Source organism: Pengzhenrongella sp., from assembly GCF_036565025.1.
Classification (GTDB): domain Bacteria; phylum Actinomycetota; class Actinomycetes; order Actinomycetales; family Cellulomonadaceae; genus Pengzhenrongella.
In genome coordinates this window covers 1-11,751 of record NZ_DATCNW010000465.1, presented here as the reverse complement: position 1 = coordinate 11,751, position 11,751 = coordinate 1, and the positions used below count along the sequence as shown (strand labels likewise).

General features: G+C 70.9%; 10 protein-coding genes. 8 read left to right on the top strand and 2 right to left on the bottom strand.

The features are described 5' to 3' along the window. Window positions 1-698 precede the first annotated feature (698 nt). A complete protein-coding gene (locus VIM26_RS26070) occupies window positions 699-1,739 on the top strand; it encodes a nitronate monooxygenase (RefSeq protein WP_331956242.1) in 1,041 nt (346 codons plus the stop codon). 19 nt (window positions 1,740-1,758) lie between these two features. On the opposite strand, the gene VIM26_RS26065 is transcribed toward VIM26_RS26070, so the two are convergent. Both VIM26_RS26065 and VIM26_RS26060 read right to left on the bottom strand, forming a co-directional pair. Beyond that, window positions 1,759-2,442, bottom strand: a complete 684-nt coding sequence (locus VIM26_RS26065; protein ID WP_331956241.1) for a response regulator — start codon at window positions 2,440-2,442, stop codon at window positions 1,759-1,761. Beyond that, window positions 2,439-4,109: a sensor histidine kinase gene (locus VIM26_RS26060; RefSeq protein WP_331956243.1), complete on the bottom strand. Its 1,671-nt coding sequence runs from the start codon at window positions 4,107-4,109 to the stop codon at window positions 2,439-2,441. Before VIM26_RS26060 ends, VIM26_RS26065 begins: the two co-directional genes overlap by 4 nt. 194 nt (window positions 4,110-4,303) lie before the next feature. Here VIM26_RS26060 and VIM26_RS26055 point away from each other — a divergent pair, with 194 nt between their 5' ends. From VIM26_RS26055 to VIM26_RS26025, 7 genes are all read left to right on the top strand, one after another. Continuing rightward, window positions 4,304-5,824 (top strand): anion permease, encoded by a 1,521-nt coding sequence (locus VIM26_RS26055; RefSeq protein WP_331956240.1) that lies wholly within the window; start codon window positions 4,304-4,306, stop codon window positions 5,822-5,824. Window positions 5,825-5,885: 61 nt separating this feature from the next. After that, window positions 5,886-7,322, top strand: a complete 1,437-nt coding sequence (locus VIM26_RS26050; RefSeq protein WP_331956239.1) for a class II fumarate hydratase — start codon at window positions 5,886-5,888, stop codon at window positions 7,320-7,322. Then, a complete protein-coding gene (frdA, locus tag VIM26_RS26045) occupies window positions 7,322-9,130 on the top strand; it encodes a fumarate reductase (quinol) flavoprotein subunit (protein ID WP_331956238.1) in 1,809 nt (602 codons plus the stop codon). The genes VIM26_RS26050 and frdA overlap by 1 nt, the downstream gene beginning before the upstream one ends. Beyond that, the gene (locus VIM26_RS26040) at window positions 9,127-10,029 is read left to right on the top strand and encodes a succinate dehydrogenase/fumarate reductase iron-sulfur subunit (protein WP_331956237.1); all 903 of its coding nucleotides are present in this window, start codon (window positions 9,127-9,129) and stop codon (window positions 10,027-10,029) included. The genes frdA and VIM26_RS26040 overlap by 4 nt, the downstream gene beginning before the upstream one ends. Then, complete coding sequence (locus VIM26_RS26035) at window positions 10,026-10,484, top strand: hypothetical protein (RefSeq protein ID WP_331956236.1); 459 nt, start codon at window positions 10,026-10,028, stop codon at window positions 10,482-10,484. The genes VIM26_RS26040 and VIM26_RS26035 overlap by 4 nt, the downstream gene beginning before the upstream one ends. Next, window positions 10,484-10,843 carry a fumarate reductase subunit FrdD gene (gene frdD / locus VIM26_RS26030; protein WP_331956235.1) on the top strand — a complete coding sequence of 120 codons (360 nt, stop codon included), beginning with the start codon at window positions 10,484-10,486 and terminating at the stop codon, window positions 10,841-10,843. Before VIM26_RS26035 ends, frdD begins: the two co-directional genes overlap by 1 nt. Next, window positions 10,840-11,751: hypothetical protein (locus VIM26_RS26025; protein WP_331956234.1), on the top strand; the 912-nt coding region annotated here is incomplete at its 3' end. The genes frdD and VIM26_RS26025, both read left to right, overlap by 4 nt.

Here is an 11,751-nt window from a genome sequence, read left to right as displayed (position 1 = left end):
GCCGAACTCGGACACTGCAGTGTCCGAGTTCGAGGCAAGCCTCCGAGTTCGGCGAGGGGTTGGGTGGCTTTCGACGCGTCGAGGCGCGTCGGCTGTGGTCGGCCCAGCCGCGGTCTCGGCCTCGTCAGCGGCTCTGGCTGTGTCGATGGCGCCGTCGCGAGGACCCGCGCTCCGCCGTCTCGGCGCGAACGGCCGCTCGGGTAGAGACCCGCCGCCCCGCACGCGAACTGGGAGTTGTTGCTGATTCTCTCGTCGAGCGAGGACAACAACTCCCAGTTCGCGAGTGATTCGCGCGTGCGCGACCCAAACGCGAGATCCGATGACGCGAACTGCGAGTTGTCGTCCCAGCGATCGCGCGTTCGAGACCTGAGCCCGCCCACCTACGGTGTTGACGGGCCGAGCCCGCGTCGACACCGCCGAGGACCTCGCGTTCGCCGCCGCCGAGCTCAACGCACGGCCCCGCAAGACACTCGGCTTCAGAACGCCAGCCGAAGCCCTCGCAGCCCCACTCTCGACAGATCAACCAACCGGTGTTGCGACTGCACCTTGAATCCGCCCGTCGCGGGCGGACAACAACTCCCAGTTCGCGAGCCGTTCGCGCGTTCGCGACGTGAGGGGACGGGGCCGTGATGCCGAAGAGCCGCTCGGCGGCGGCGGGCTGACGACCAGATCGAACGCCTGTCGCGCGATACTTGGACGTGATCAACCTGCGCGAGCTGACCGAGCCGATCGTCCAGGCACCCATGGCGGGGGGACCGTCGACGCCCGAGCTTGCTGCGGCGGTGAGCTCCGCAGGGGGTCTCGGGTTCTTGGCGGGTGGGTACCGGAGTGCCCAGCGCCTCGCCGAGGACATCGCCACGACGCGAACGCTCACGAACGCGCCGTTCGGCGTCAACCTGTTCGTGCCGCAGCCGTCCGTCGCCGACCCCGCGGCGCTGGTCGCCTACCGGGCCGAGCTGGTCGCGGACGCGGAGCGATACGGGGTGGCGCCGGGCGAGATGCGCGAGGGCGACGACGACGACTGGGCCGGCAAGCTCGACGTGGTGGAGTCGTCCCGACCGGACGTCGTGTCGTTCACGTTCGGTCTCCCCTCGCCCGAGGTGGTGGCCCGGCTGCACGTCGCCGGCGTGGGCGTGGTCTGCACGGTCACGTCGGCGCTCGAGGCGGCCGCGGCGATCGGGACGGGAGCGGACGCCCTGTGCGTCCAGGGACCCGACGCCGGCGGTCACCGCGGCACGATCGACCCGGCCGCGACGCCGCCCGTGCAGCGCCTCGAGGACCTCCTCCAGGACGTCCTCGCGCTCACGCAGCTTCCGCTGATCGCCGCCGGCGGGCTCTCGTCCCGCGCCGACGTGGACCGCGTCCTCGCCGCCGGCGCGGTCGCCGCGCAGGCCGGCACGGCATTTCTGCGGTGCCCCGAAGCGGGGACCAAGCGAGCCCACCGCGAGGCACTGGATTCGCCGAGTTTCACCGAGACGGCCATCACCCGCGCATTCTCCGGACGTTACGCACGCGGGCTGGTCAACCGGTTCATGCGCGCGCATGACGCGACCGCGCCGCTCGGCTATCCGGAGGTCAATCAGCTGACCGCTCCGCTGCGTGCCGCCGCAGCAGCGGCCGGCGATCCCGACGGCCTGAGCCTGTGGGCGGGCACGGGGCACCGGCAGGCCCGGGCCCTTCCGGCGGCCGACGTCGTCGCGATGCTCGCGCCCGACGCGCGGGCCCGTCGGCGCCGCTAGACAACCTCGAGCGGTCGGATCACGACCTCTCGGTGCGCAGCCGGTACCGGAGCTCGGGCCTGCCCGCGCCGCCGTAGACCGGCTCGCGCTCGCAGCCGCCGGTGACCGTCAGATGCTCGAGGTACCGGCGGACGGTCACCCGGGACGCGCCGACCACCTCCGCCGTCTGCGCCGCGGTGAGCCCCTCGGGCGCGGCGACGAGCGCGGCGCGCACCGAGCTGAGCGTCTCGGGCGACATGCCCTTGGGCAGCACCGCCCCGCCCGGGTCGCGTAGCGCGGCGAGTGCGGCGTCGATCTCGCCCTGGTCGGTGACGTCGCGGCGGCCCGCGGCGGCCGCCCGGTAGGACGCGTAGTGGTCGAGCTTGGCGCGCAGCATGGCGAACGTGAACGGCTTGATCAGGTAGTGCACGGCGCCGTAGCGCACCGCCGCCCGGACCGACTCGAGGTCACGCGCGGCGGTGACGATCATGACGTCGGGCGCGTCGGGGAGCCCCTGGATCGCGCGGGCGACCTCCAGGCCGTGCATCCCCGGCATGGACAGGTCGAGCATCACCAGGTCGATCCCGCCGGCGACGACGCGCGCGATCGCCGCCTTGCCGTCGTGCGCGACGTCGATCGTGGTGAATCCCGGGACGCGGTCGATGAAGACCCGGTGGGCGCGGGCGACCACCGGTTGGTCGTCCACGACGAGCACGCGGATCACGGTGCCTCCTCGATCGGTTCGGCGACGGCGCCGACCGGCGTGATCGCCGGCCGCTGCGGCATCGGCACCGGAAGTCGCACGGTGAAGCATGCCCCATGCACGCGCCGAACCTCGATCGTCCCGCCGAGGCGGCGCACCGTGCCCTGCACCAGGGCCAGACCGATGCCCCGGCCCTGCGGGCGGTCCTCGACGTCGGAGTCGGACTTGGTCGTCCAGCCGCGGGTGAACGCGTGCCGGACGAGGTCCGCGGGCAGACCGGGCCCGGAGTCCTCGACTTCGATCACGAGCTGGTCGCCGACCTGCCGCCCGCCCACGCGCACCCACCTCGGCGCGGGCGCGTCCGCGGCGGCGTCGATCGCGTTGTCGACGAGGTTCCCGACGATCACGACGAGGTCGCCGGGCGTGAGCCCGGTGGTGGGGATGAGCGTGTCGGGCGCGAGCTCGAAGCTCACCCCGCGCTCGTCGGACTGGGCGGCCTTGCCGAGCATCAGCGCGGCGAGCGGCGGCTCCTCGACCGCCGACGTGACGAGGTCGACGAGCGCCTGCGTCTGGACGAGGGTCGCCGTCGCGAACGCGACCGCCTCGTCGTGCTCGCCGAGCTCGACGAGCATGACGACCGTGTGCAGGCGGTTGTCCGCTTCGTGCGCGCGGGCCCGCAGCGAGTCGGTGAAGGTGCGCAACGAGTCGAGCTCGCCGGTCAGCCGGACGAGGTCGGTGCGGTCGGAGAGGGTCGTGACCCAGCCGAGCGTGCCGCCGTCGTCGAGCGCGGCGGCCTTCTGCGTCACGACCAGGGTGCGCGACGCCGTCGGGTAGACCTCGCCGTCGCAGTCCCGCCCGGACGACATCAGCTCGCCGAGCCCGGCGTCCAGGCCCAGGCTCGCGATCGCAGCGCCCGGCGTGACCTGCGGGGCATCGAGCAGTCGGCGGGCCTCGTCGTTGCACAGCACCACCGTCCGGTCGTGGCCGATCAGGATCAGCCCGGAGCGCACCGAGTGCAGCAGGGCGTCGTGGTAGCTGTGCAGCCGAGCGAGCCCGACGGGGCCCAGCCCGTGGGTCTGCTGGTGCAGCCGGCGGGCCATCAGCGCGGCGCCGAGCGTCCCGAGCGCGAGGGCGCCGAGGGCGAGCAGCCCGAGCTGGAGGGCGCTCGCGCGGACGGCGTCGGCGATCGAGGTGAGCGGTACCCCGGCGGACAGCAGCGCGACGATGTGGCCGTCGCCGTCCCGCACCGGCGCGACGACCCGCACCGAGCGACCGAGCGTGCCGGTGTAGTCCTCGACGGTGATCCGCCCGTGCTGCGCGCCGGTGATCGTGCCCTGGAACTTCCCGCCCACCTCGGCCGGGTCGGGGTGGGTGTAGCGGATGCCGTCCGGGCTCATCGCGACGAGGAAGCCGATGTCGTTCGCTGCGCGCACCCGCTCGACCGGCCCGGCGAGCGCCGCGGCCGGATCCGGCCCGAGGACGGCGGCGAGCATCGCCGGGTCCTGCGCGACGGTCAGCACCGTGGCCCGAGCCCGCGCGATCGCCTCGGCGCGCGCCGAGACCTGAGCCTGGCGCACCGCGAGGGCCCAGCCCGGCACGACGACGGCGAGCAGCAGCACCAGCTGGAGGACCAGGATCCGACTCGCGAGGCTCCGGCGGTCGCCGGAGGAGGTTCGAGCACGCTTCATCACGCGATCAGTATGACCAAAAGAACTGGGTCCCCACGCCTGTGAGGACGGTTCTCGTCGCGAGAACAACGACCAAAAGCCTCTGCGGAGGCAGCACGGGACAATGGTCCCCAAGCCGGTCCTTCCCGTTACCTAGCGTTATGCCTACCAAGCCTCACCGGCGTCGCTAAAGGCTCATGAAAGGCCGCGCGGAAATGTCCAACGACATCGCAGTACCAAATCTCGCCGACGACCCGCCCATTTCTTCCGGCAGCGGCGCCAGCACTCCCGCCGCGCCGACCCTGCCCGCCGCGCCGGCCCCCTCGCGGCTGCGTCCCGTCTCTCTCGGCCGGCTCGCCATCCCGTTCGCGGTGGGCATCGCGCTGTGGTTCGTGCCGGCCCCCTCGGGCGTGGACGCCGCGGCCTGGCACCTGTTCGCGATCTTCGTCGCGACCATCGTCGGGGTCATCGCCAAGCCGCTGCCGATGGGCGCGGTCACCCTCATGGGCCTGGCCGCCACGATCGTCACCGGCGTCCTTGCGCCCGAGGTCGCGTTCTCCGGCTTCTCCAACACCACGATCTGGCTGATCGTCGTCGCTTTCTTCATCTCGCGCGGGGTCATCAAGACCGGCCTCGGCAACCGCCTCGGCCTGTTCTTCGTGGCCAAGCTCGGTAAGAGCACGCTCGGTGTCGCGTACGGCCTCGCGGCCACCGACCTCGTGCTCGCGCCCGCCATCCCGTCGAACACCGCGCGGGCCGGCGGCATCATCCAGCCGATCATCCGCTCGATCTCGATGAGCTACGGCAGCGCGCCGGGACAGACCGCACGCCGCGTCGGCGCGTTCCTCACCTCGACCGCCTTCTACGTCAATGCGGTCACCTCGGCGATGTTCCTCACCGCCATGGCCGGCAACTCCCTCGCCGCGCAGCTCGCGGGCGACCAGGGCGTCAAGATCACCTGGGGCGGCTGGGCGCTCGCCGCCATCGTGCCCGGGATCGTCTCGCTCATCGTGGTGCCGCTCGTCGTCTACCGCGTCTACCCGCCCGAGCTGAAGAAGACCCCCGAGGCCGCCTCGATGGCCACGTCGGCGCTCACCGACCTCGGCCCGATGTCCAAGGCCGAGAAGGTCATGGCCTCCACGATCGTCCTGCTGCTCGCGCTGTGGATCTTCGGCGACATGCTGTTCGGGATGTCGGCGACCACGACCGCCATCGTCGGCCTCGTCGTCCTGCTCGTCTCCGGGGTACTGACCTGGGAAGACGTCACCATGGAGAAGCAGGCCTGGGACACCCTGGTCTGGTTCGCGGTGCTGGTCATGATGGCCACGCAGCTCAACGAGCTCGGGCTCATCCCGTGGCTGAGCCACCAGATGTCCGGTGTCGTGTCCGGGATGGGCTGGGTCAACGCGTTCATCCTGCTGACCCTGGTGTACTTCTTCTCGCACTACCTGTTCGCCTCGAACACCGCCCACATCTCGGCGATGTACGCCGCGTTCCTCGCCACCGCGATCATGGCCGGCGCGCCGCCGATGATGGCGGCCCTGGTTCTCGGGTTCATCTCCAACTTGTTCGCGTCGCTCACCCACTACTCGTGCGGCCCCGCGCCGGTGCTCTTCGGAGCGGGCTACGTACCAGTGGGACCCTGGTGGCGTACAGGTTTCCTTGTCGCAATCGTCAACATCGTCATCTGGATGGGTATCGGGGGCGTCTGGCTGAAGGTCCTCGGCATGTGGTGATCTTCACCTGATCGCCTGAACTCCCGAACCATCCCGAAACGATTTCTCGGAAGGATCGATCATGACCACCGACATCAGCACCGCACCGGCCACCGGCAACGAGCCGCAGTTCCGCATCGAGCACGACACCATGGGCGACGTCCAGGTGCCCCTGAACGCCAAGTACCGCGCCCAGACCCAGCGGGCCGTGAACAACTTCGCCATCTCGGGCACCGGCCTCTCGCGCCACCACATCGCGGCGCTCGCTCAGATCAAGCGCGCGGCGGCGATCGCCAACAACGAGCGCGGCCTGTTCGACGACAAGGTCGCCGCGGCGATCGTGTCCGCTGCCGACGAGGTCATCGCCGGCAAGTGGGACAAGGACTTCCCGATCGACGTGTTCCAGACGGGTTCCGGCACGTCGTCGAACATGAACGCCAACGAGGTCCTCGCGACGCTCGCCACCGAGCGCCTGGGCAAGCCCGTGCACCCGAACGACGACGTGAACGCCTCGCAGTCCTCCAACGACGTGTTCCCGGCGTCGATCCACATCGCCGCGACCGAGGCCGTCCTCACCGAGCTCGTGCCGGCCCTCGAGCACCTCGCCGCGACGCTCGGCACGAAGTCGACCGAGTTCGCCGACGTCGTGAAGTCCGGCCGCACCCACCTCATGGACGCCACGCCGGTGACCCTCGGCCAGGAGTTCGGCGGCTACGCCGCGCAGATCTCCTACGGCGTCGAGCGCGTGCTCGCGGCGCTGCCGCGGCTCGCGGAGCTGCCGCTCGGCGGCACCGCCGTCGGCACCGGCCTGAACACCCCGCCCGGCTTCCCCCAGCGGGTCATCGCGCTCATCGCGGAGACCACCGGCCTGCCGTTCACCGAGGCGCGCAACCACTTCGAGGCCCAGGGCGCCCAGGACGCGCTCGTCGAGACGTCCGGAACGCTCCGGACGATCGCGGTCTCGCTGGTGAAGATCTGCAATGACCTGCGGTGGATGGGTTCGGGGCCGAGGACCGGCCTGGGCGAGATCAACCTGCCCGACCTGCAGCCCGGCTCCTCGATCATGCCCGGCAAGGTCAACCCGGTCATCCCCGAGGCCGTCGTCCAGGTCGCGGCCCAGGTCATCGGCAACGACGCGGCCGTCGCGTTCGCCGGCGCGGCGGGCACCTTCGAGCTCGTCGTGACGATGCCCGTGATGGCACGAAACCTGCTCGAGTCGATCACCCTGCTCGCGAACGCCGCGACCCACCTCGCCGACAAGTGCGTCGCCGGGATCGTCGCGAACCGTGAGCGCTGCCGCCAGCTCGCCGAGCTGTCCCCGTCGATCGTGACGCCGCTGAACCGGCTGATCGGCTACGAGGCCGCCAGCAAGATCGTCAAGCACTCGGTCGCGAACAACCTCACGATCCGCGAGGCCGTGATCGCGCTCGGGTACGTCGAGCGCAACGAGCTCACGACCGAGCAGCTCGACAAGGCGCTCGACGTGCTCGCGATGACAGTTGCGCCGACGGTCTCCTGATGCACACTCTGCGCGCAGATATCGCGATCATCGGTGGCGGCGGGGCCGGCCTTCGGGCGGCCATCGCCGCGGCGACCACGCACCCCGAGATGGACATCGTGCTCATCTCGAAGGTGTACCCGATGCGGTCCCACACGGTGGCCGCCGAGGGTGGGGCGGCCGGCGTGGTCGGCGAGGGCGACTCGATCGAGAAGCACTTCGCCGACACCGTCTCGGGCGGGGACTGGCTGTGCGACCAGGACGTCGTGCAGTACTTCGTCGAGCACGCCACCGAAGAGATGTACCAGATGGAGCGCTGGGGCTGCCCCTGGAGCCGCCAGGACGACGGCGAGATCGAGGTCCGTCGCTTCGGCGGGATGAGCCAGCCGCGGACGTGGTTCGCCGCGGACAAGACCGGCTTCCACATGCTGCACACGCTCTTCCAGACGTCGCTGCAGTTCCCCAAGATCACCCGGCTGGACGAGCACCTCGCCATGGAGCTCGTCGTGAACGACGGCCGCGTCGCGGGCGTGCTCACGTACAACCAGCGGGACGGCTACCCGGTGCTCGTCGAGGCCGGCGCCGTGATCATGGCGACCGGCGGCGCTGGTCGGATCTACGCGCAGAACACGAACGGCTCCATCGTCACGGGTGACGGCATGGCCATGGCGTACCGCGCCGGGGTCCCGCTGCGGGACATGGAGTTCGTCCAGTACCACCCGACCGGCCTGCCCGGCTCCGGCATCCTGATCACCGAGGGGTGCCGGGGCGAGGGCGGCGTGCTGCTCAACAAGGACGGGTACCGCTACCTGCAGGACTACGGGCTCGGCCCCCAGACCCCGGTGGGCTCGCCCGAGAACAAGCACATGGAGCTCGGGCCGCGCGACCGCCTCTCGCAGGCGTTCTGGCACGAGCAGCAGGCGGGGCGCACGATCTCCACGCCCCGCGGCGACGCGGTGAACCTCGACCTGCGGCACCTCGGCGCCGCGTACCTGCACGAACGCCTGCCGCTGATCTGCGAGCTCGCCGAGCGCTACATGGGCATCGACCCCGCCAAGGAGCCGATCCCCGTCTGCCCGACGGCGCACTACACGATGGGTGGCATCGCGACCGACGTCACGACGGCGACCGCGCTGCCGGGCCTGTTCGCGGTCGGCGAGTGCGCGTCCTCGGGCCTGCACGGCGCCAACCGGCTCGGGTCCAACTCCCTCGCGGAGCTGCTCGTGCTCGGCAAGGTCGCGGGCGAGCAGGCCGCGGCGCTGGCCTGGAGCGAGCCCGTCGGACCGTCGGTCGAGGTGCGCCGCGCCGCGGAGGACACCGCGAACCGGTATCTCGCAATGATGGGTCGGGGCACGCAGAAGCCCGCCGAGATCCGCGCCGAGCTGGGCCGCGCGATGGACGACGGCGTCGGCATCTTCCGCACCGCGGAAGGGATGGCCGCCACCGCGGCGATCATCGCGGGCCTGGCGGAGCGCTACAAGGACGTCCAGGTCGTCGACACCTGCCCCGTGTACAACACCGACTGGGCGACCGTCGTCGAGCTGGGGGCCATGCTCGACGTCGCCGGCGCGATGGTGCACTCGGCCATCGCCCGCGAGGAGTCCCGCGGGTCGCACAAGCGGCTCGACGAGGGCTTCGGTGAGCGCGACGACGAGAAGTTCCTCGCGCACACCCAGGCCTGGTTCACGGCCGACGGCGTGCCGGCGATCACCTACCAGCCGGTCGTCATCACCACCTCCCCGCCCGCCCAGCGGGCCTACGGGGCCGCGGGAGTCGCTGCCACGGCCGCGAAGACGGCCGACACGATCACACTTGGAGCGGCGAAATGAGCGACCAGCACGCGTGCGGGTCCGCGGGATCGTGCGACAACGCGGGCGGTTGCGGTTCCGGCGGGGGCTGCGATGGCGGCGCCGAGGCGTCGGGCTGCGCCTGCGGTGGCGGTGAGAGCGCTCCCAAAGTTGACTCCGGCGCCGCGCGGGTCCTCGGCACGATCACCCTGCAGGTCCAGCGCTACCGCCCGGACCGGGACAAGGTGCCGTACCTGCAGGACTACGAGGTGCCGTGGGGGCTGGACACGTCCGTCCTGGACGCGCTCACCTGGGTCAAGGACAACCTCGACCCGTCCCTGACGTTCCGCTGGTCGTGCCGGATGGCGATCTGTGGCAGCTGCGGGTTCATGCTCAACGGCAAGCCCCAGCTCGGCTGCGAGCACTTCGTGCGCGACTTCGCGCCGGGTCCGCTGCGCATCGAGCCGCTGGAGAACTTCGCCGTCGAGCGCGACCTGGTGGTGGACCTCGAGCCGTTCATGTCCAAGCTCCAGGCCGTCAAGCCGTTCCTCATCCCCGATGAGGACGAGCCGCTGGACGGGCCGGGAAACCGCCAGACGCCCGAGCAGATGCTCGCGTACCACGACTACGCGATGTGCATCAACTGCATGCTCTGCTACTCGGCCTGCCCGCAGGTCGGTCTCGCGACCGACTTCCTCGGCCCGGCGGCTGTGACCGCCGCAGTCCGTTACAACAAGGACTCGCGCGACCACGGCGAGGCCTTCCGGCTGCCCGTCCTCGACTCCGAGGACGGCCTGTGGCCGTGCACCTTCGTGGGCGCCTGCTCGACGGCGTGCCCCAAGGGCGTCGACCCGGCCGCTGCGATCCAGCAGGCCAAGGCCGCCGTCGCGAAGGACTGGGCGACGGAGTTCGTCATGCCGTACCGCGGGTCGGACAAATGAGCGCCACCAACCCCGAGCAGCACAACGCGTTGTTCGCGGAGCTGCATGCGCCGGTGGGCCGGGCCAGTGCGCGGGTGCCGTACCGGGCACCGATGTCTCCGTGGTGGTTCCTGAAAACGCGTGAGTATCGGTCGTATGCGTTGCGGGAGTTCTCGTCCGTGGTGGTCGGGTTCTTCGTGGTGGATCTGGTGGCGGGGCTGGTCTCGATGAATCGGGGGCCGGTGAGCTGGGAGTGGTGGGTCTCGATGCAGACCCGTCCGATCAATCTTTTGTTGACGGCGTTGGCTGTCGTGATGAGCCTGGTGCATGCCACGACGTGGTTCGAGGCGACGCCGAAGATCATCAAGATTCGTCGTGGTCCGCGGTATGTGGCGGATGGCTGGGTGGTGGCGCTGCATTATGTGCTGCTGGTGGCGTTCGCGGTGTTGATGTATTTCTGGCTCGGAGGTCTGTGATGCGTCAGTGGGAGGGGCGGACGAACGAGCCGCTGCTGTGGTCGTTGTTCGGTGGTGGGGGCATGCTCGCGGTCTTCACGATGCCGGTGCTGGTGATCGTGTTCGGCGTGCTGGTCCCGTTCGGTGGTTTCGGTGGAGCGGCGGGCTCGTATGAGCGGATGCATGGATTCCTGACGAACCCGTTGGTCTCGTTCGGGGTGTGCGTCGCGCTCGGTCTGGTGCTGTGGCACTGCTGTCACCGGACCTATCACGCGCTGCACGACCTGGGACTTCATCCCCCCGAATTTGTCCGCGCAGTCATTTACGGTATTGCCATGCTCACCCCCGCGATCGGCTACTCGCTCTGCCTCGCGTCATGACGGCCCGTCTCGCCGGGCTCCCGACGACGACCGCCCGTCGCGTGCGCGGCGCGGTACGCGACGCCACTTTGGCGGCGTCGGTGCACAACAGCCAGCCCTGGCGGTTCGTCGTGTCGGGCTCGCGCGTGGAGGTCTGGCTCGACCCGCGGTCGCGTCCGACCGTGATCGACCCGGACGGCCGGTGGACGCTCGAGTCGCTCGGCGCCGCCGCGGCCAACCTCGAGCTGGGGCTCCGCTGCCGGCTCGAGCGCCCCGTCCGCCTCGACGTGTTGCCGGGCATGGACGCGCCCGACGTGTCCCGCGCGCTGCGCGGACCGCGCCGCGAGTCGGCCCGGACCCCCGTCGCGATCGCCAGCTGGGGCCCGTCGCCCGAGCCGGCGACCGTGCTCGAACGCAACCTGCACGCCGCCGTCGGGCACCGGCACACGACCCGCGGGCCGCTCTACGGAGAGCTCACGGTCGAGGACTGGAACGCGTTGAATTACGTCGTTCGGTCCAGCCCCGACGACGGGTCGCGGCTGGACTCGGTGCGTCCGGACGCGGCCCAGACGGCGGTGCTGCTCGAGATCACCGCCGAGGTCGACAAGCGCTGGCGCGACGACGCCGCCTACCTCGCCGAGATGGAGCGCTGGTCGCACGTGCGCGACGGCCGCGGCGTCCCGTACGGGGCGTACGGTCCGCGCGACGCGGCCGGCCGGGTGGCCGCCCGGGACTTCTCCGTCGGGGTCCTGGGCGACCACGACCGTCCGACAGACGACTACTTCGAGGTCTCGCCCCAGCTGCTCGTCATCACCTCGGCGTCCGACGACGCGCCCGCGTGGGTCCGCTCGGGGCGCGCGATGCAGCGGGCGATGCTCGCGGCGTCGGCCCGTGGGCTCGGCGTCGGCGTGCTCGGCCAGGTCGTCGAG